The following is a 21394-nucleotide window of genomic DNA, read 5'->3' as shown; positions in this document are numbered from 1 at the left end:
AATTCCTCCCTTTCTTATTATTACTTTTCAAAATCATTTTTGGTCAGTCCTTCTTGCGTAAGCAACGTTTCAAGAACAGAAATATCTGTAGAGATATCTAAAGCAATCTCTTCAAATAAATCATCTAACAAATTTTCAAAAGCAAAATTTATAATGTCAATTGTTTTTTCAATTTCATTTTTAGCATTCCTTATATTTTCCCCATGAACTGGTTGGTCATTAAGCTCTTTATATGAATTGACTAACTTTAAAGTCATAGGAAGATAATGATTAATGAATTTACTAACCTCTGGCAATTTCTTAGGATTTTGCTCTACATACTTAAATATTTGAGCTACAATATTTTGAAGTCTAGACAATTTTACTGATATCTCTTCTTCTGGTATAGCATCATTTACACTTTTTATTTGCTCTATATAATTTCTTCCCATTTCAATTGTAGTTCTTAATTCCTTCTTCGCAGGATCATTTACTTCTTGCTTTAATTGTTCTTGTCTTTTTAATTCTTCTTTATTACGCATCTTTAGAGCTTCTTGAGATGCTAAATAATTCTCATAAACTTCATCACTTAACATGAAATATGTATTTTTATCATCAATATGACCCTGAGGAAACATTCCTAGATCAATCATTTTCCTTAAGTCTTTCATAACATATTTATTCTTCTTTTTAATTGAGACAGCTAATTCCTCAATAGAACAATAATTATTACTATTAAGAGATCGTATATACTGCCTAAAACGCTTTACTCTTTTTCTCAAACTTATTCCTTTTAATGTAAGCCCCACACTTGGTACAAAAAGTGCAAGTAAACCACTTAAAGTAATAGTTTGGACAGTTGAAAATCCACTAATAAAATAACTGGAAATTGATATTGAAATTAGTGTAATTCCAAATAATCCACTCAAAATAGCTCCAAATACTGTGTAAATTATTCCTGATATACTTCCGGCTGGTCTTTTAGCAATATACATTTTCATCTTATTTTCTTCTTTTTTTGTTACACCGATATCTCTATATTTATTCTTAACTTTTTCTTTTATTTTTTTGTTATAATAATATGATTTATCTTTTAAGGTTGTTTTAACTTCATTAATAGCGTCTGCAGTTTTATCATCAACATCTTTTTTAATCCTAGCAAAATCAATAGCATCAAATGCATTCTTTACCGTTTCTCTAATTTCCTCTTCTAAATCAGAAAAATCTCTTCTGCCCATACCTATGCCTCCAAATTCTTTTCTTATCAATCATAAAAACCTTGCTATATATCCATAACATTTTGCCTTTATTATATATCATTTTTGCAAAAATTACAATTTGTAACATTTTATCATTTTCTTAATTTATCATCATAACTTATAGAAAAATTAAACATACCTTTATAAATATGTAACTTGTCAAAATATAAAAATCTGACTCTATTAATGAAATATTAAAGTCAGACCTTCGGGCTATAGTTTTAATTTCTTCCTATCTTGAAATGATGAATTAATTAGACAAACATATATCTATATTATTAAAACATGTTTTTCTAGATTATTATCCCTTTCTTCAAATTCTATTCCACTTTCTTCTAAAAGTAAAACTTTCGCTGTTTTAAAACATAATACCTCTAATACAATTTATTCATATTTATATATTTATTTATTCTACTACATCACTTATCTACACTTATAATATTGGCTGTTAAATAATTAACTTTTATTTTTTTTTATATACTATATAATATTAATATAATATATACCGTGGGGAGATTAAGTTTTTATGAATAACAAATTGACTGAAGAGAATATGAAGAAATTACAAGAAGAATTGGAATATAGAATGACTGTAAGGAGAGCCGAAATAGCAAAGGAAAAATTAATAGCAGCTGCACACGGCGATAGATCAGAAAATGCAGAATACAAAGAAGCTTGTGCAAATTATAGGGAAAATGATAACAGAATTCAATACTTATTGACCATGATTTCAACTGCAACTATAATCGATGATTCAAGCAAAGATAAGTCTACACTTGGAATTAATAGTAAAGCCAGAGTTAGATTTATAGATGATGATGATGAAGTTACTGTCACATTAGTAACTACTATGGATCTAGATCCTGAAAACATGCGTATAAGTATTGAATCAGATTTAGGTAAGGCATTGTTAGGTAAGAAGGTCGGAGACATAGCTGAAGTTAATGCCCCTGAAGACAAATATTCAATAGAAATACTAGAAATATTATAAAATCCCTTATGGATAAGAAACCCACGACAAATCTGTCGCGGGTTCTTATATTGGTTATAAAGCTCGTTATTGTTTTCATAAGATATAATAAATTATCATTTAATATAATAATTTATTATATCCCTCAAACATATTGTTATTAACAACCGGCACAACATCTATAACCAACGCCTGATATCCCGGAATCTTTTTTATTGATTCCCTTGCCATTTTTACACCTTTTATATCTTCGAAAAGTGTATCAAAAATTATTCTTATTCCCTCAACCTTTACAACTTTAAATGCATTTTGATTATCTATCTTTACGCTTTCCAATGCTTTAATAATATCATCCTGCCTCCATGCACAATTCACTAAAATCATATTATCACCTCATTTATACTATTTCTTTTCTGGCCTTAAAATAAAGTTATAAAGCACAAATATCCAATTTCCAAAATATCATCCCCAAAACCCTCTCTAATAAATTCTGTAACAGCCTCCGTATTGTTCCCAATAATTCTTGAAAACGTCACAATATACTCTTTAATATCTTCTATATCTATTTTTTTAGTTTTATTTAAGCAATATTTTAGAAATACGGCATACCTTACTAATAAATACTCTAGTATAATCATTTGAAATGAAATAATCATCTCTTCAATATCATTACTTATGCAGCTGCTTAAAATATCAGATACAATACAATTTTCACTTAACATATTATATTCTTTAAACACATCTTTATAATCATTCCACTTAATTGAAAGACTTTCAATTTCAATGTTTTCCGCAAAGTCTGAAATATCCCCAAGAAGAATTTCAAAACTAGAAACATCCTTATAATTCTTTATAATATCTAGAAATAGATAATTAATTTCTTCAACTGAATCGTTTATGTTAAAATCCATTCCCTTATACATATCTATAAGTTCTTGTATATACTCCCTAACCTTATACCTTTCTAACTCTTCTAGTAAACCATCTTCTCTTAAGTTATACTTTTCTAAAATAATTAATAGCATTTGAAAGCTAACAATTAACTTCTCTTCTAATAGAAACGCTTCCTGCTGCATGATATTAACCACAGCATCCCTGATTCTAAGTTCTAATAAATTACTTTTTAAATTAGTATCATTCTCTGAAATTATATTTATTTTTCCAGTTATACTGATTATAAGCTCTACTACTTCAGGACATGCACATGATAATGAAAGTTCCTTTTTATTTTCAAAGATATTCTCTATTCTAGGAAATGTATGGCATGTTGATGATAGGTATTCTTCTCCATGACTATTCACTATCTGACATAATCCCTGTTTATCCAAAAGCGGACAAGCTTCATGATTTTCTTTATTAATAAAATACTCTGTTTTATTTCCGGTTTTTTTTATTTTTACACTATCTAAAATATAATTAGCCTTATCATTTTCCCACTTATTATAGGTATCAATGTCTATACTAACGTCCCATCCTTGACAACATGTAAATCTGCATTTATCAGCAATACACTTGAATTTATCATAATTTGAAATTTTTAATATATCTATTTCTTTGCTCATATAATTTAACTCCGTCTTTTCATAATATTAGCCTTATATTAATCATTATAATAGACTTTACTAACTTTATCATAATTTTTGATTATAAATTTTTTTACATTACTTTATTAATGAACTTATCCTAAATATAGAAACCCACGAAAATGAACTGTTCAAAGTTCTAGACCTTCGTGAGTTTTATAGTGAATACAAAGTACAACCTTTAAAGTCCATCTTAAATTCTTATATAAATATCCAACATTTATTCCGTTATTCACCATATTTTCTACTATATTTTACCCGTACTTTTATTTTAGGATGTTTTCCACAAAACTGACTAATTACAAAATAGCAGCTAGGACACGGTTCCCATTTACTATACAAAATAAGATCTCCTTCATTCTTCAATACTTTTGCTTCTATTTGTTTATGTATTTCTTCAAATATCTTTTTTTCACTATCGTTAATTCTGTCATACCCTATTCCTAATTCACCTAATTTATTAACTTTACTACTTTTAAAAATCGCCTCTTCAGGTGGTGGCGCTGCACAATAATCTAATATATTATTACTGCCACTTATTGCTTTAAATTCCCTATCATCATATACTGCTACTGCTATATTTATAGAATCCTGTAACGCTTTGCTTTGGTCTATCTTAAATATTGTTTGTTCTTTTTCATCAAGCTGAACATATTTATTTATATTATTTGTTAGACGTTGAATTCTTGATATATTGCTGCTTAAATGTTGGTGATATTCTACAGTTCCTATCTTTACCGGAATATATGGAGAATTTATTTTTTTAGGCATTTCTACCGATATTGTCTTAGTTTTAGTTCTAGTATTATATTTTTCTTTTACACAATCCTTTCTAATAAGAATCATTTTTTTTAATAATTCTATATCCTTTGCATAAAGATAATCTTTATCTAACTTCTTCTCCAAGTCATCTAATTTTTCATTTTCTTCATCACTTATTATTTTAGATGCATCACTTTTTACTTTTTTTATGACATTTAATATATGCTCAACATTATCTCGAGACCCTAGCTCCCGTTCATATTCAATTCTATCTATATGTAGTTTCTCTATTTTACTTAGTTTTTTGCATAGTTTGTTATGTTCACTCTCAAACAATATGATTTTTTCTATGTAATCAATGAAATCCCTTATATTATTTGCTTTATAAGTAATCTCATTGTCCTTTATACATGAATATAATTTTTCTGTCACACTATTATCTATTTTAAAAGTTTTTGTGATTTTCTCTTTAAATTTTTCTTCACTTAATTCATTTATTTTATACCCTTCTCTTTTTAATGCATCCTTGAACTCATTTAAATTTTTGATTTTTATTCGCTCTTTCTTAGTCTTTTTTAGATTTATAGTTCTTTGTGCCATCTTACCTCTTATCTTTAATATTCATTCTTCAAAATTAATGCTTATCTACTTATTAAAAAATCCTAATTGATAGTTCCACTTTCTTTACGTTTAACTAAACCCCAATAACTATTAGATTCTATTTATACCTTTAAATACATAATTTATCATATTATCTATAAACTCATTATCTACTACATCGCCTGTTATTAATATTCTATAGAATAACGGACCGAAAATTAAATCCATAACTAATTCTATATTCAAATCCTTATTTAGTTCTCCTCTTAAAATCCCGCGTTCTAAAATATATCTTGAATCAAGTCTACGAGGTTTAAAATATACTGTTCGGTAAGTTTCAGCTAACTTTTGATCAGATTGTCCTTCTGCTATTATCTCATTAATTACTTTCCCCTCGCGGCTAAGTAAAAATTTCGCTAGATTTTTCACTTGAATTATCATATCACTAATAACTGATCCTGTATCGGGTACCGGAAGTCTCACAACAGCTGCATCAAAAAAAGCATCCATAACAACAGCTGCTTTATTTGGCCACCACTTATAAATAGTAGCTTTACTAACTTCAGCTCTTTCAGCAATTTTTTCAATTGTAACAGCTCCAAAGCCATTTTCAAGCAATAAGTCATATGCAGCTGAAAGAATAGCATTTTTAGTTTTTTCACTTCGTGGACGTCCCAATTTTTTCTCCATTATAATTACCTCCATTGTAATTAATTTATAGTAACATACTTAGTAAACTATACGTCTATTATACTATATATATTATAGTTATCAATTATCCGTTATAAATTTTAGATGTCTAACACTCATCGGATCTAATCATAAACTTCTTTGTATAACCCCTCAACACAAAATAAAATTTTTTTATTCAAAAAACTATTTACAATACTGAACGTTTAGTATATTATATATTTATAAACTAAACGTTCAGTTTTATACGTGCTTTGGTATTTTAAAAACTCGAATTATTCAAATACCTAATGGAAATAATAATTATCATCAGTCAATTAATATCTACTAATTAATACACTTTTTAATATATGAGGAGGAAAAATCAATGAAAGTTATAGCATTTAACGGAAGTCCAAGTAAAGAAGGAAATACTTATCATGGAATAAAATTAGTTACTGACGAACTAGAAAATGAAGGAATAGAAACAGAAATAATTCACGTAGGAAATAAATCTCTAAAAGGCTGTATCGCTTGCGGATATTGCACAAAAAATAAAAATGGAAAGTGTGCTATTTCCACCGATCCTGTTAATGAATGGATTGAAAAAATGAAAGATGCTGACGGAATAATCTTAGGCTCACCAGTACACTATTCAGCAATTGCTGGTACAATGAAGTCATTTTTAGATAGATCCTTTCGTGTAGCAGAAGCAACTGATAGTATGTTAAGACTTAAGGTTGGCGTAGCAGTAGTTGCAGTAAGACGCGCAGGTGGAATTCCAACCTTCGATCAACTTAATAATTACATTAATCATTCTGAAATGATAATCCCTACTTCAAACTATTGGAATGTTATTAATGGAAGATTACCCGGTGAGGTAATGCATGACGAAGAAGGAAAACAAATAATGAGGATATTAGGAAAAAATATGGCTTGGCTTATGAAACTTATTAAGAATGGACAAGGAATTATCAACGAACCTGAACGAGAAGAAAAGATTTTCACTAATTTTATTAAATAAATTATGGTATTCCCTATCCATTTAAATAATTTTAAGCATTAATTCAATCAAATAATTTATTATAATCTGAGGAAGTGATTTAAAAATGTATCAAGCAAATAATGCTTCTATAAAAGCAAATTCATTAATAAATAATCTTGAAGCAAAGCCCATATTAACTAAGTTATTAATATTAGTTATGTCAATAGCTTGTGGGCTTACTGTAGCAAATTTATATTATATTCAACCTCTTTTAGCTGATATAGCAAAAACTTTTGATGTCAACCAATTAAGCATAGGCTTTGCAGCTATGCTTACTCAAATTGGTTATGCAGTTGGAATGATATTCATATTACCTTTAGGAGATATAAAAGAGAAGAGAAACTTAATCGTAATAATGCTTTTGTGCTCAATAATCTCGCTTATAGGTATGTTCTTCTCTCCAAATATATATATTTTAACAATTTTTTCCTTTGCTGTCGGGTTTACTTCTATTATTCCGCAACTCATTATACCTTTAGCTGCACAACTATCAAATCCACAGCAAAGAGGACAAACTATTGGTACAATAATGAGCGGATTACTTGTAGGAATATTGCTTTCTCGCACAGTCAGCGGTATCTTAGGTGGATACTTTGGCTGGAGAATAGTTTATCTTATTGCATCAATCATGATGCTTGCTCTTATGATTATTTTAAGAAAACTAATTCCTTTATGTAAACCAACATCTGATCTGAAATATACTGAATTATTAAAATCATTGATACATCTAATAAAAACAGAACCTGTTTTGAGAAGAACTTCTCTTAATGGTGCCCTTATGTTTGCAGCCTTTAGTGCTTTTTGGACATCCCTAATTTTCTTACTTGAAAGTTCTCACTACAACCTAGGCTCTGAGTCAGCTGGATTATTAGGATTAGTTGGAATTAGTGGTGCTCTGGCAGCCCCAATTGTCGGAAAACTTGCTGACAAAAAAGGTCCTAGATTAGCAATAAGCATATGCATAATTATAGTTACAATTTCTTATTTTATATTCTTCTTGTTTGGTTTCAAAATGCTAGGACTTATTTTGGGCGTTATTCTTTTAGATTTAGGTGTACAATCTTGTAATGTTTCAAACCAATCAATAGTGCAATCCTTAAATGAGAAAACACGTAATAGGCTAACTACTATATACATGGTAAGCTTTTTTCTTGGAGGTGCCTTAGGTTCATTCTTAGGTTCTTACAGTTATTCTCTCTTTGGCTGGTATGGTGTCTGCACTTTTGGAATGGCAACTCAAATTATAGCAATCATTCTACACAAAACTGGGAATAAGTCATAAAATTATATTTTTGCAAATTTAAGTATTATTTATCAATGGAGGTTAAGTCATGAGTTTAATTACAGTAAATAAAGATAAATGTTAATTTTGCAAGAGGAAGAGAAAATTATATTTTTTCATTGGCATACCTGGAATTATATGCTCCAACACTTGGACTCAGTTCTTGCTGGGTTGGAGTCTTTTAAAAAGTTGCACTGAAGATTAATTCTCCAATGCTTAAATTATTTAATATGCCTGAAGATAAGAAAATAACCGGAGCAGTTATGGTAGGATATCCAAAACATAATTATCCAAGGTTAGTTGATAGAAATTCACTGGAAGTTACTTTTTATGAATCTAGAATATAAAATTATAGAGTAGGACTTACTTAATATAATAAGTTCTACTCTATCTCCTTCTCTTTTCCTTATTCCTTTCTCAAAATATCTAACGTATGTGCACTTGCACCCAACAAATCTGGCCTTTCACACGTAGAAAAATGATACTCAAGAAAAATTTTAAAGGTATCCTCATCCATTGCATTCAAAACAGGTCTCATATAATTAGCTGGTCCATCTGCTGCAATTAATTTTATCCTTTTAAGGCTCACTTCTTCATTTAGCTTATTAATATCTTCAACCCTTACATAATCATATAAATCTTCTGGTTCCGATATAACATGAAAATCCTCATTAATTTTCCCATTATCAATACACTCACGAATATTATTTTCCTTAAAGCCATATGTTAATACACTATATTCATTCATACAATATGCTACTAAAATAACACCGCCAGGCTTAGTTACTCTTTTTGCTTCCTGCAACGCTTTAACCTTGTCCTCAAATTTATATAAATGATACATCGGACCAAACACCAACGTAATGTCAAAAGTATTCTCAGAAAATCGTGATAAATCTAATGCTGTTCCCTGCATAGCTTTTACTGTACTTCCTTTTGACTTTAAAATTCCTAAATTGTGCTTAACAAGTTCAATTGCAGTAACATCATATCCTTCATTTGCTAATTGCACAGAGTATCTTCCTGTACCTGCACCAACATCTAAAATTTTCGAATTCTCATTATTTTCTATGTACTCATGAATATACTTCATTGAAGTTAAAAACTCAACCTGCGCATATTTTCTCGTTAATCTTTTGTCCTCACAAAATTTATTATAATATTTTTCTAATTCCATTGTCATCTCTTTGTATCCCTCATCTATTATTATATTAGTAATTATTAAATACAAAAATTGTTCTTTGTATACATTAATTGGGTGGCAATTTATATTCTATTACTATGCTTCTTTTATATTATAACAAATATTATACTATATTTCGCAATTAAAATTTTTACATTTTTTCTTCCAATGTATCCTTTTCACGTTGCCTAATGTAATTATTCACAAACTCGACTGCCCCTGAGTATTACTTATCATAAGATCTTTCGGACTACCACAGACATATGAAGCTTTTCATGCTCAATTTTATTTTGTAATCTATAAAGTATGGCTCTATCAGTAAATAATGAAGTATAACAATTTCTTACAGCATGAATTTATGTTAACATAAGCTGCACTAATTTATTTTTTGTATCATCATCTATAGGCATTTGAATAGTTATACTTGCCCCCTCTATTTCTGTAGACTTAAATGAAATATAGCTTAAGTATAAATCTCCTACTAAAGGGTGATGTAAAAGTTTTTGCCCCTCTGGTGTTCCCATGATACCTTGATTATTCCACCATTTATTAAATAGAGAATTCTTTTTATTTAATTCACTTATAATCTCATTTATTGTATTATCATTCTCATAATAGCTGTAATTTGCTCTCAATTGTTCAACACGTAATTTAGAATGTCCCTCCCAATTATCTAATAATTCCTTTAGATAATTATCATTAAAAGCTCTCCAAACTGAGTTTCTTTCTTTTTCATTCATGTCTTCATAATTACCATAAACTTTTAGCGCCGCCATATTCCATCCAATCATTGTTAATTTGCTATCAGTAACATAAGCTATGCTAGGATTTTGATTGTCCAAGAATTTTTGTAATGTATTAGAAATAGTAACGGTAGTAAAGTCTTCCATAGGTAATTTTTTATCTGACAAATTAAATAAATATCTTTTTTCTTCATTATTTAATTGTAAAACCCTACTCAAAGAAAGTAGCACATCGATTGAGGGATTAACATTTTGTCCTTGCTCAATACGCACATACCAGTCAATGCTTACTCCTGCTAAATCTGCAACTTCTTCTCTCTTTAGCCCTTTCACTCTTCTTTTTTTATCGAATTTAAGTCCAAATTGTTCTGGTCTTAATGTGGATCTTTTCTTTTTTAAAAATAACCCAAGTTCTTTATTTTTAGATATCATTACCGTCCCTCCCATTTATATTTAATCATAAATGATAATACGAGTAATTATAAAAATTACATCCTATCTTCTAAACATAGTATTATTAATCATATGATAACTTAGCTTCTATTTAAAATAATATTTTCATTATACACTATTCTCATAACATAGGCATATGAAGGAAAATAACAAGTCCAAATATGCAGGTGGATTGACTTGTTATTTTTTGATAATGCCTTATAGAGAGGAAGATGTAAAAATGAATAGAGATTTGAAAAACAAAAATTTTTCAAACAAATTATTATTAATTTTATCAATTATTTGTTCAATTATAGTAGCCAATTTATACTACGATCAAGTTTTATTAACCAATATTTCCACTGATTTTTTTGTCTCAGCCTCATCATCTGGTAAGCTTGTAACAGCTATACAGATAGGCTATACAATAGGGTTGTTGTTTATTGTTCCACTGGGGGATAGATATAGTAGGAAATTATTAATCATTTTAAGTATTATCTGTTCAGCTGCATTATTGTATTTAATGACTTTAGTCTCTACATTTAACTTAATAGTGATTGTAGGATTTTTCATGGGACTTTCCAGTGTTTCAGCACAGCTTATAATCCCATTTGTTTCGTCAAATATTTCATCAGAAAAACGTGGTGCAATAGTTGGTCACTTATTAACCGGGGTATTTCTTGGAGTTCTACTCGGCAGGGTATTAGGCGGAGTTGTTGGCCAATTATTTGGATGGAGAGGAGTTCATGAATTCGCAGCAATAGTTCTATTAATTTTTGCAGTATACCTATATTTTTCTCTTCCTAATGATAACGTGGAAAAAGAAAGTTCATATAAAAAAATAATATTATCCCTACCACCATTATTAAAAAAAGAGAAAGTATTAAGAGAAACAATAGTTTTTGGTGCTGCTGCGTTTTGTGCATTCAATATTTTCTGGGTTTCATTGTCCTTTATTTTAGAAAATTCTCCTTATAATTATGGAAGTGCAATAGTTGGCCTCTTTGGTTTCTTGGGTATAGCAGGGGCACTCGCAGCTGGATTTTCTGGAAAACTTACAAACAGTAAAAATGCAAGCTTATGGAATCTTTTTGCTTTAGCTATAATGTTTATCTCTTTTCTAATCTTAGGTATAGGTTGGTCTAAACTTATAATTATAATTCTCATAACCTTTACTTTAGATGTTGGTTCAAGGATGAATATGTCTTTAAATCAAGGAAGGATTTACAAGCTTAGTCTTAAAAATCATAGTAGATTAAATTCTCTTTACATGGTTGGATATTACTTAGGCGGATCTCTTGGTTCATGGATAAGTACCTATGTATATGATTCATTTGGTGTTATTGGAATCACAATTGCAAGTTGCAGCGTACTTTCACTAGCGTATATCTATTATTTAATTACTAATAATCTTTTAAGTGAAAAAAACAGTACTAAATCTTCAAATGTATTTAACTCTAAAAATCAACCAACACATCAATAATCCGCGAAACTATTTAAGATATAATCCAAAATAACACTCCCGTCTACCTAAAAAATTATTTACTTGTAATAATTATATGATTATTTATCCTATGATAATTTATCATCTATTAAAAAAACTTTTTTAGTTGTATACTACTAGGAAAAGAATTTACTTAAAATTAGTTTTACATTATGAGGCTTATTATATAAATCATAAGTTTTCCATAACTATATACACCAAATAGATTTTATTATTTGATGTAATATGTTTAAAATAAAGGAGAAGATAAAAATGAATTTGATAACTGTAAATCAAGACAAATGTATTAAATGTGGCTTATGCGTAAATGAGTGCCCAGAAAGTGTATTAGCGCTTAGTGAAAATGGGCCTAAAGAACTTTGCGGTGAAGAGTGCATCTCCTGTGGCCATTGTGTGGCTATATGCCCAAGGGAGGCAATTGATAATATAAAAACACCATTATCCAATCAAATCAGTTCAAAAAAATTTCCAAAACTAAGTCCTGAGGAAGCAGAAAATTTTATTCGTTCAAGGCGTTCAATCCGCTCATATAAAGAAACTCCTGTTCCGAGGGAAAAATTAATAAATCTTGTTAATATTGCGCATTTTGCTCCTAGTGGACATAATCTTCAAGGAATATCTTATGCTATCATTGATGATAGAAAGATACTTGATAAAGCTGTTAAAATTGTAATTGAAGAATTTGAAAAAGACAATGTATCAAGTAACTTTACAAAACCATACCGTGAAAAGGGAATTGATACAATTTTACGAGGAGCCTCCAGCCTTATCTTAGCAACTGCTGATTCAAGCTTTCCACGAGGAAGAGAAAATTCAATTCTTTCATTAACATATTTAGAGCTATATGCACCAACTCTAGGATTAGGCTCATGTTGGGCAGGAATGTTTGAAAGAGTTGCTATGAAGGATAATTCCCCACTACTTAAATTATTTAATATCCCTATAAATAAGAAAATAACTGGTGCTATCATGGTTGGATATCCTAAATATACTTATCCAAGGTTAGTTGATAAAAACCCATTAGAGTTTACTTTTGTAAATCTGTAATATCACTCTATAAAAATTAAAACAAATATTCTAATTAAAATTCATTATAGATTGAACTGCCTTCAATAATAAAAACCCACGACCACCTGTAAGCAGCTATTTAAGCCATATACAAATGGTCATGGGTTTTATAGTGGAGCCGAAGCATGACCTTTAAAATCCAATAAAAAATTATTTTATTAAGTTCGATAATTTTAACAACTATTAATGGTGGTCAACTCTTCTTAAATATGGATCTCACAGCTCGTTTCACCACATCAAAAAAACTTAACGAATAAACCATACGATCTGGATCAACATAATTTCGAACAGCTCTGAGTACTTTTTTTGCTTCTTTTGAAGAAAAAGTATAGGTACCATTTTTCTTTGTTCGGATTGCATATCGTGGAATCCATTTCCCTTTAAATAATACGGATGCAATTACATAGTCAACCTCTTCCCAAGGAATTTGAATAAACTTACGATAATCACGAGAATTATAGAACTCAAAACCTTTGTCACCGATCATGATCTTACCATAATCTGAAAAGCCTGTAAAAGCTGTTGCATCAATTGCTAGATCCACCTTTGTATTGAGTGACTGAACCATCCGATCTACCTCTTTTCTACTTATATACACATTTATTTTTATTATATATTTTTTACATGTTTTTATCAATTATTCGAAGTGGATTAAACGTAACACACATTTAATTAATATTGTAAAAATCGGTTTTCTTGCTCTACTTTAGGCATTATCAAGAAAATAACAAGTCAATTCGTCTGCATATTAACAGCATATTGAGACTTGTTATTTTCTTTCATATGCCTTAATGTTAACAGAAGCCTAGGCTGGAAGCCTAGGCTAAGTAAAAATGTTACATTAAACCGATCAAGTGGAAAACAATACCGATTACGAATAATCCAAGAATAATGATAATTGGAGATACTTTCCTCTTAAGTAACCACATACAAAGAAGAGTAATTAATAATCCTACAAATCCAGGAATTAATGAATCCAAGTTATTTTGTAATGTTGTAACCTTAGTATCAGTTAATGACATACCAGATGCTTGTTGTAATAGAGCTTGCTTAACGCCTTCTGCTCCAGCAGGAAGTTTGCTCCAATCAATAAATGCACCTTCACTTAATTTAACAGATGATACTACTGGTGCAAATCTAACAGATACCCATCTGTTAACCAATGATCCTAAGATGAACATACCAAGGATAGATGCTCCTTTTGTAATATCTTGTAATAAAGTACCTGTTAAATCTTCACTAATACGAGATCCAGCTTTGTAACCGAACTCTTGTGTATACCACATAAATGCCATACGGATGATATTCCAAGCGAAGAAAAAGATAATTGGTCCAATAATGTTGCCAGCCAAAGCAAGTGAAGCAGCTAATGCTCCTAAAATTGGTCTTACAGTGAACCAGAAAACTGGATCTCCAATACCAGCTAAAGGACCCATCATACCAATCTTAACACCTTGAATAGTTACATCATCGATTGGTGCACCATTTGCACGTTCTTCTTCCAAAGCTAATGTTACACCAATAACTGGTGAAGCTACGTATGGATGAGTGTTAAAGAACTCTAAGTGACGTTCTAGAGCTGCAGCTCTATCTTCTTTAGTCTTATATAATTTTTTGATTGCTGGAATCATTGCATATGCCCAACCACCATTTTGCATTCTTTCATAGTTCCAAGAACCTTGAAGGAAAAATGAACGGAACCAAACAGAAAGACGGTCTCTTTTAGTTAATTTTAATTCTTTTGACATTTTCGTTTCCTCCCCCTTCTTAGTATCTATCTATTAGATCCCCTAAAGGATCGCCAGTATTTGAACTTCCACCATTACCTGAGCCACCTTGTTTACTAAGTGCTAAGTAAAGAAGTGCTAAAGCCACACCTATTGCACCAAGGCCGATAAGTGTAATTTGTGAAACAGTTGCTAATACAAAACCAATTGCAAAGAATGGCCATACTTCCTTTGTAGCCATCATATTGATTACCATTGCATAACCAACAGCTACAACCATTCCACCACCGATTGCTAAACCACCTGTTAACCAAGAAGGCATTGCAGCAAGTAATGAACTAATAGGACCAGCTCCAATTGCTAATACTAAAGCAGCTGGAATCGCAATACGTACACCTTGTAAACAAATAGCAGCGATTTGCCACATTTCAATAGCTCTGATATTTCCTTCTTTAGCAGCAGCATCCATAAAGTGTACAAACGCTGTAGCAATTGTACGACAAATAATTGTTAATAATAATCCTGCAACAGCTAGAGGAACAGCAATAGCAATTGCTGAAGCAACTCCCGCTTCACCTTGACCTCCAAGAACTAAAATAATTGCAGATGCAACAGCAGCTAGCGCTGCATCAGGTGCTACAGCAGCACCGATATTTGCCCAACCTAAGGCAATCATTTGAAGAGTACCACCTAAGATTAAGCATGGTAGTAAATTACCTGTAACTAAGCCGATTAACGTACAAGCAATTATCGGTTGATGAAATTGGAATTCATCTAAGATACCTTCTACACCAGCTAAAAATGCTATAAAAATGACTAATATAATTTGAACTATATTTAAAGTCATGGTTATTAATCCTCCTTTTTCTCTAAATAATTAGATTATTTTAATTTTTTTAATTCTTCTTGTGCCTTTTTAAGTATTTCGTCCATATTTGCTTTTGAATCATTTGGTACTTTACGAACATCAAAATTAAGTCCAGCTTGTTTAAGCTTATTAAATATATCGATATCTTCTTGATTGAAAGCAAGTACTTTGCTTGGTTGAACCTTACCTAGAGAGTGAGCCATTGAACCAACATTAATTGTCTTTAGTGGTATTCCGCCTTCTACAGCTCTAAGTACATCTTTTGGATTTTCAAAAAGAAGCATTGCACGTTGCCCTCCAAAATGCTGATCATCTTTTGCAAGCTTAATCATATGATCAACTGGAACAACATGAGCTTTAACCCCCGGTGGAGAAGCTTGCGTGATCAAATTCTTACGAAGTTTATCTCTAGCTACATCATCTGACACGACAATAATTCGTGTAGGATTCACAGTTTTTGTCCAAGCAGTTGCTACTTGACCATGAAGTAAACGAGAATCAATACGAGCTAAAACATATTCAAATGATCCAGGTGTACCTGCATTAGATTGCCCTGCTCCCGCTCCTGAAGTTTTACCAGCATCTGCTGGTTCCAATTCTTCCGGCTTAACTTTAACTCCTTCTTTACCTGCGTTTAAGATATAAGCCGCAATTTCATGTGCAGATTCCATTGAAAGACGTGCACCATAAGCTTCAATAAGCATTGGTAAATTCATACCAGCTACAATTGCCCACTTATCTTTGTGTTCTTCAAATAGCATATTCGCTTGGTTGAATGGTGTACCGCCCCAAAGATCAACTAAGAATAAAACTTCATCTTGGTTGTCAAAGGATGCAATTGCATCTTTCAATTTTGCTCTAAGATCATCCGGTCCTTCGCTAGGCATCAGCGTAACGGCTTTAACGTTTTCTTGTTCTCCAAAAATCATTTTACCAGATTGCAAGATACCTTCAGCAAATTCTCCGTGACTAGCAAGAATAATTCCTACCATTTTTATACCTCCTATTTTTTATTTGTTACAAAAACAAAAGGCATAAGCATCGGAAATAAAACAATACAAAATACATTCGCATTTCATCACACTATTTGTACACTAAAATTAAATCATAAAAAATATGATAATACCCTATAAAACTGTACAAAAAATATGATATAACGAATAAATATTAAATCATTTTACTTCTCTATGCTTATGCCTGATCGAATCAGTAACATGCTAGATATTATTATTTCATTATAATGTATTCATGAACCATCGCTAGATGTTTCTCTTATGACTACGTTTCCATAATAACATTTTATTTTATAATTTGCAACATACTTTTTTAAATTTATTTTATGTTGTTGAATAACCAATTTTTACACTTCTAACTTTCCAAAAGTATTTTGTACGACATCTGGTAACAACTCATAAATTGGACGACCTATTTTATCTTCAAAATATTTCTTAATATTAAGTACAGCCCTCCACTTACATAAAGTTAAACTATTAATTCCTACCCTTAATGCAGTTTCAACGAATCTCTTTTCTATTAAGGCAAAACCATTAGGTAATGCAAGTGAGTCGCAAAGTTGTATTAATAAATCATATTCATTATACTGAATACTATTTATATATCTCTCTACAATCTTGATCTCTGCTTCTGAAGAGTCCCACTGTCCATATATAGCATTTACATCCTTAAAAGCAAAAGTATGAGTCATACAAATTCTTGCCTCTTCTTCATAGCCTTTTTCCATTAAAAAATTATATCCTTCCAGTATGTGATTCATCCCATTTAAATATTTGTGCCTTCCTATATCATGTAATAACCCAAATATATATGCCTTTTCTTCATAAAGATCTAAGTCTTTACTCGCTATAAACCTTGCAGCTTCAGCCACATTTCTTGAATGCTTAACCCATGCTCCTGAATTTATCCTACTAGCTTCTTCAAAAATTTCTTCTGCTTTCTGTAAACTTAATGTCATGAAATAGTTCCTCCAAGTTTTAATAGACCACTTAACTTATTTATAACCATAATCATAATTATAGTAATGATTACACAAATAACAGCCATTGCCATACCAAGATTTAAATTCCCTTGTTCAAATTGGGAATATATATAGGTAGAGGCAGTTTGCATGGAAGGTGGTAATATCATTAAGGCAGCCACTAATTCTCTAATTGAAATTATAAAGGTCATAAGCCACCCTGCCAGCATTCCTGGCACTAATAATGGTAATGTAATTCTTCTCAAAATGTAAAAGCCTTTTCCTCCAAAAACTCTTCCTGCATTAAATAAACTTTCATCAATTTGAATATAGTTAGCCTTAACATATTGTACGGTATAGGGTATAAATAATATTACATAAGTCAGCACTACCATTCCATAGGTGTTATATAAAGGTACTACCATCCATTTAGAATTCCAAAATAATATTAATCCTACTACCATAACTATTCCTGGTATAGTGTTTGGTAATAAGCTAAAAAAGTCTATTATCTTTTCTGATAATTTTTTAGACCTTTTAACAGAAATTGCAAAAATAGTACCTAAAAGCATGCAAATAGAAGTTGCAATAAAAGCTACTCCCAAGGTATTCAAAAGTGCTTTCATACCGTCTGAATTTGTACTCAATAACTTAATATAATGATCGAATGTCAAATTATTTATTGAAAGACCTCCGCTCCTTAACTTCATAATAGAAGCAATTAAAATTGAGAAATATGGTATACCTATTGATGCTCCTAAAAGTAAAATAACGTACATCCATGCTATAATTTTTTTTGAAATAGTCAGCTTATATACTTTTACGCTTGTACCTTTTCCACTTACTAAATTATAAGAATATCGTGTATTAACTATTGAGCTAATGTACCATAAACCTAAGCAGGTAGTCAAAAGTATTGATGCTAAAGCAGTGGCTTTAGCAAAATCAATTGGCCAGTTAGAAACATATTGATGAATTTCAGTAGTTAAAACATAAAAACTTATTCTCTTACCAAATGTAATAGGTGTCCCAAATTCTGATATAGTCTTTACAAATACTAATAATGCTCCTATTGAATAGCTAGAAATGAGAAGCGGTATGGTAATTTTACAAAATACATAAGATTTCTTACCTCCATGAACATAGGCAGCTTCTTCCTTACTTACGCCTATTTTAACTATAGCATTTTTTAAAATAAGATATAGGAATGGAAAAATTTGAAGACTCATTACAAGTACCATACCAAATAAATTAAAAAAATGCTGATTAAGTTTTATTGGAAACCTTATAAATTGATCCCAATATCCATTAGGCTGCATAAATAAAATCCATCCCATAGACTCTATATAAGGTGGGGTCATGAACGGAATCATTAACACTACTTCCAACCATTTATATTTTGCAAAGGATGTTTTTGTCATAATAAATGCTAGTGGTAAGGCAAATACAGTGGTCGTTATAACCACTAAAATGCCTAAAACCATAGTATTTACAAAAACGTTCTTTACTTCACCAGTGAACAACATTAAAAAAGGGGCACTAATATCCAGCTTTCCATTAGAGAATATACTAGTTAACAATATACATAAAATAGGCATCACCATTAGTATAAGTAAAAGTGCTATTATTAAAGCCTTTTCAATTCCTCTAATGTTTTTCAAACTTATCACCTCCATATGCATATTTACTTTTTAAATATCCCAGTGAATTTACTTATTGTATTTTTTTGGTTTTCATACATCCATTCAGAGTCTGTTTTTAGTGTAGGGATTTCACTGGCACTTGGTCTTCCTTCTATTTTTATATCTGTTCTTCCTGGAAGCAAATAAGCATCAGAAACCATTTTTTGTGCTTCATCTGATAATAAATAATCTACAAATGCTTTTGCATTTTCAACATTCTTACTGGATTTTAATATTAGAGCTGGTCTTGCACTTATTACTGTACCTTCTTTAGGATACACTAAATCAACTGCTTCTCCTTTTGCTTTAGCACTATAAGTCATATAATCTACGCCTGATACAACTATGCTCTTAGCTCCTGTAAGTACTGGGTCAAGTGCTTCTTGATTAGCACCAGCCATAAGGACTCCATTATTTTTATACTCATTAAATAAATTCCAGCCTGCTTCACCATTTGAACTTATATAACCTGTAATAAAATCTGCTGCTGAGCCTGACTGTGATGGATCTGGTATATTAACTTTGTCCTTCCATTCTTCCTTAGTTAAATCTTTTAGACTTGTAGGTGGAGTTTTAACTAATTTTGTATTATACGCAATTCCTAGAGCAGATAAGCTATATGAGAAATAATTCCCATCTTTTTCTGACCATTGAGTAAATAATTTGTCACTATTTTTAGCTTCCTTATAAGGTAATGTTAACCCCTGCTTCATTAATCCTTGCGCAGAAGATAATGAGGCAAGTACAACCACATCCGCTGCTGGATTATCCTTTTCTGCTTCTAATCTTGATAGTATCTTTCCATTAGTGCTCTGAAACGATTCAACTTTCACTCCAGTCTTTTTTTCAAATCCATCCTGAATATTTTTAGCTAATCCATCTGGGCCTGCACTATAAACTACTACTGTGCCACTTAGTTTTTGCGTTTTATCAGCATTAGAACTTACAGTATTTTCACTTTTTCCACACCCTGCTAAAACCACTGTGCTAATTGATACTATTAATAATATTGATAGCATTTTTCTAAATTTCATTTAAAACACTCCTAACATATTGAATATATATCCTTTTTCTTAATAAACATCTTAAGCTTGTCACCTTGATTCTTTTTTTGTGAATCATACACTATAAAGTTTCCTATACTCATAATATCCACAAGAATTTCATATCTGTCACCAACATAACTTACTGCTTTAACTGTTCCTTCATAAGTTTCTACATCTTCTTCTTTTATCTCTCTTAAATGTACATTCTCTGGTCTTACTAATTGTTTTTCTGGAAAAATCCAATTAGACTTACCAATAAACTTTGCTACAAAGGCTTCAGAGGGGGAATTATAAATATATTCTGGAGAACCGACTTGAAGTATTTCTCCTTTATTCATAACTACAATTTCATCTGACATTGCTAATGCTTCGCTTTGATCATGAGTTACGTAAATAGCTGTAAGTCCTATGTTACGAACTAAATTTGTTATCTCTATTCTCATATCTTCTCTTAATATTGCATCTAATGCACTTAGAGGTTCATCAAATAGCACCAGCTGAGGCTTTAAAACTACTGCACGAGCAAAGGCTACCCTTTGTTGCTGTCCTCCAGAAAGCTCATGGGGAAATCTCTTTTCCATTCCCTCAAGTCTTACCATTTCTAATGCTTCCATTACTGCTTTGTTCAAATCTTTTTTCTTACCTGTAGCTTTTAAACCAAAGGCTATGTTTTCAAATACTGTCATATGAGGCCATAGAGCAAAATCCTGAAATACCATACCAAAATTCCTTAGGTGTATAGATTTATTTATCTTCTTCTCATCAGAAAATAGACATTCATCATCCATGTAAATTTCACCACTGTCTGGTTCTTCCAAGCCTGCAATAATTCTTAATAAAGTAGTTTTTCCACAACCCGAAGGTCCGAGTAAAGTAGTGAAATTACCTTTCTTTACCTTAAGGCATACTGACTTTAAGGCCTGAAGGTCACCAAAGTTTTTTCCAATTTCTCGTATATTTAACTCCATACTAATCTCCTTATATATTTAACTACTTCTTACTATAATCTTCTTTAAT

Annotated in this window: 21 protein-coding genes and 1 pseudogene; 6 read left to right on the top strand and 16 right to left on the bottom strand. The window is 30.7% G+C overall.

The genetic code is table 11. The features are described from left to right. Positions 1-20: 20 nt before the first annotated feature. Positions 21-1217 carry a 5-bromo-4-chloroindolyl phosphate hydrolysis family protein gene (locus D2A34_RS24280; protein ID WP_119368169.1) on the bottom strand — a complete coding sequence of 399 codons (1197 nt, stop codon included), beginning with the start codon at positions 1215-1217 and terminating at the stop codon, positions 21-23. A gap of 547 nt (positions 1218-1764) precedes the next feature. Between D2A34_RS24280 and D2A34_RS24275 the strand changes: the two genes are divergently transcribed. After that, positions 1765-2229 carry a GreA/GreB family elongation factor gene (locus D2A34_RS24275; protein ID WP_119368168.1) on the top strand — a complete coding sequence of 155 codons (465 nt, stop codon included), beginning with the start codon at positions 1765-1767 and terminating at the stop codon, positions 2227-2229. Between the two features lie 99 nt (positions 2230-2328). Here the strand turns inward: D2A34_RS24275 and D2A34_RS24270 are convergent, their stop codons facing one another. The 4 genes from D2A34_RS24270 to D2A34_RS24255 all read right to left on the bottom strand — a co-directional run bounded on the left by D2A34_RS24270 (position 2329) and on the right by D2A34_RS24255 (position 5843). Continuing rightward, positions 2329-2592 (bottom strand): hypothetical protein, encoded by a 264-nt coding sequence (locus tag D2A34_RS24270; protein ID WP_079438864.1) that lies wholly within the window; start codon positions 2590-2592, stop codon positions 2329-2331. A 35-nt stretch (positions 2593-2627) separates the two neighbouring features. Next, complete coding sequence (gene fliB / locus D2A34_RS24265; RefSeq protein WP_119368167.1) at positions 2628-3770, bottom strand: flagellin lysine-N-methylase; 1143 nt, start codon at positions 3768-3770, stop codon at positions 2628-2630. A 249-nt stretch (positions 3771-4019) separates the two neighbouring features. Further along, positions 4020-5153: a deaminase domain-containing protein gene (locus D2A34_RS24260; protein ID WP_119368166.1), complete on the bottom strand. Its 1134-nt coding sequence runs from the start codon at positions 5151-5153 to the stop codon at positions 4020-4022. A 111-nt stretch (positions 5154-5264) separates the two neighbouring features. After that, complete coding sequence (locus D2A34_RS24255) at positions 5265-5843, bottom strand: TetR/AcrR family transcriptional regulator (protein WP_079438861.1); 579 nt, start codon at positions 5841-5843, stop codon at positions 5265-5267. A gap of 367 nt (positions 5844-6210) precedes the next feature. Here D2A34_RS24255 and D2A34_RS24250 point away from each other — a divergent pair, with 367 nt between their 5' ends. The 3 genes and pseudogenes from D2A34_RS24250 to D2A34_RS24240 form a co-directional block, all read left to right on the top strand. Then, a complete protein-coding gene (locus D2A34_RS24250) occupies positions 6211-6846 on the top strand; it encodes a flavodoxin family protein (protein ID WP_079438860.1) in 636 nt (211 codons plus the stop codon). 85 nt (positions 6847-6931) lie between these two features. Continuing rightward, the gene (locus D2A34_RS24245) at positions 6932-8149 is read left to right on the top strand and encodes an MFS transporter (RefSeq protein WP_079438859.1); all 1218 of its coding nucleotides are present in this window, start codon (positions 6932-6934) and stop codon (positions 8147-8149) included. Between the two features lie 77 nt (positions 8150-8226). Then, positions 8227-8496: pseudogene (locus tag D2A34_RS24240) on the top strand (nitroreductase family protein); the annotation flags it as partial. 59 nt (positions 8497-8555) lie between these two features. On the opposite strand, the gene D2A34_RS24235 reads toward D2A34_RS24240, so the two are convergent. The 3 genes from D2A34_RS24235 to D2A34_RS24225 form a co-directional block, all read right to left on the bottom strand. Next, positions 8556-9332 carry a class I SAM-dependent methyltransferase gene (locus D2A34_RS24235; protein WP_119368165.1) on the bottom strand — a complete coding sequence of 259 codons (777 nt, stop codon included), beginning with the start codon at positions 9330-9332 and terminating at the stop codon, positions 8556-8558. Positions 9333-9565: 233 nt separating this feature from the next. Then, positions 9566-9688, bottom strand: coding sequence for a PEP/pyruvate-binding domain-containing protein (locus D2A34_RS27535; protein ID WP_119368176.1), 123 nt, complete (start codon positions 9686-9688; stop codon positions 9566-9568). After that, complete coding sequence (locus tag D2A34_RS24225) at positions 9689-10507, bottom strand: helix-turn-helix domain-containing protein (RefSeq protein WP_119368164.1); 819 nt, start codon at positions 10505-10507, stop codon at positions 9689-9691. A 241-nt stretch (positions 10508-10748) separates the two neighbouring features. Here D2A34_RS24225 and D2A34_RS24220 point away from each other — a divergent pair, with 241 nt between their 5' ends. Together D2A34_RS24220 and D2A34_RS24215 are read left to right on the top strand one after the other, a co-directional pair. Beyond that, positions 10749-11990 carry an MFS transporter gene (locus tag D2A34_RS24220; RefSeq protein ID WP_079438875.1) on the top strand — a complete coding sequence of 414 codons (1242 nt, stop codon included), beginning with the start codon at positions 10749-10751 and terminating at the stop codon, positions 11988-11990. A gap of 273 nt (positions 11991-12263) precedes the next feature. Next, positions 12264-13058 carry a nitroreductase family protein gene (locus D2A34_RS24215; protein ID WP_119368163.1) on the top strand — a complete coding sequence of 265 codons (795 nt, stop codon included), beginning with the start codon at positions 12264-12266 and terminating at the stop codon, positions 13056-13058. Between the two features lie 214 nt (positions 13059-13272). Here the strand turns inward: D2A34_RS24215 and D2A34_RS24210 are convergent, their stop codons facing one another. From D2A34_RS24210 to D2A34_RS24175, 8 genes are all read right to left on the bottom strand, one after another. After that, a complete protein-coding gene (locus tag D2A34_RS24210) occupies positions 13273-13647 on the bottom strand; it encodes a DUF956 family protein (protein ID WP_079438854.1) in 375 nt (124 codons plus the stop codon). A 268-nt stretch (positions 13648-13915) separates the two neighbouring features. Further along, positions 13916-14827 carry a PTS system mannose/fructose/sorbose family transporter subunit IID gene (locus tag D2A34_RS24205; RefSeq protein WP_079438853.1) on the bottom strand — a complete coding sequence of 304 codons (912 nt, stop codon included), beginning with the start codon at positions 14825-14827 and terminating at the stop codon, positions 13916-13918. Positions 14828-14846: 19 nt separating this feature from the next. Continuing rightward, positions 14847-15653: a PTS mannose/fructose/sorbose transporter subunit IIC gene (locus D2A34_RS24200; RefSeq protein ID WP_079438852.1), complete on the bottom strand. Its 807-nt coding sequence runs from the start codon at positions 15651-15653 to the stop codon at positions 14847-14849. A gap of 35 nt (positions 15654-15688) precedes the next feature. Then, positions 15689-16666: a mannose/fructose/sorbose PTS transporter subunit IIA gene (locus D2A34_RS24195; RefSeq protein WP_079438851.1), complete on the bottom strand. Its 978-nt coding sequence runs from the start codon at positions 16664-16666 to the stop codon at positions 15689-15691. Between the two features lie 368 nt (positions 16667-17034). Then, positions 17035-17646 (bottom strand): HD domain-containing protein, encoded by a 612-nt coding sequence (locus tag D2A34_RS24190; RefSeq protein ID WP_079438850.1) that lies wholly within the window; start codon positions 17644-17646, stop codon positions 17035-17037. After that, entirely contained in the window at positions 17643-19310 is a 1668-nt protein-coding gene (locus tag D2A34_RS24185) for an ABC transporter permease (RefSeq protein ID WP_207652306.1), read from the bottom strand. Before D2A34_RS24185 ends, D2A34_RS24190 begins: the two co-directional genes overlap by 4 nt. A 23-nt stretch (positions 19311-19333) precedes the next feature. Then, the gene (locus D2A34_RS24180) at positions 19334-20365 is read right to left on the bottom strand and encodes an ABC transporter substrate-binding protein (protein WP_119368162.1); all 1032 of its coding nucleotides are present in this window, start codon (positions 20363-20365) and stop codon (positions 19334-19336) included. Between the two features lie 11 nt (positions 20366-20376). After that, entirely contained in the window at positions 20377-21345 is a 969-nt protein-coding gene (locus D2A34_RS24175; protein WP_119368161.1) for an ABC transporter ATP-binding protein, read from the bottom strand. Between the last annotated feature and the right edge of the window lie 49 nt (positions 21346-21394).

The sequence above is a fragment of the Clostridium chromiireducens genome (assembly GCF_003575225.1).
Taxonomy (GTDB): Bacteria; Bacillota; Clostridia; order Clostridiales; family Clostridiaceae; genus Clostridium; species Clostridium chromiireducens.
Note: the sequence above shows the minus strand (reverse complement) of the source record. Positions and strands in the feature narration are given on the sequence as shown.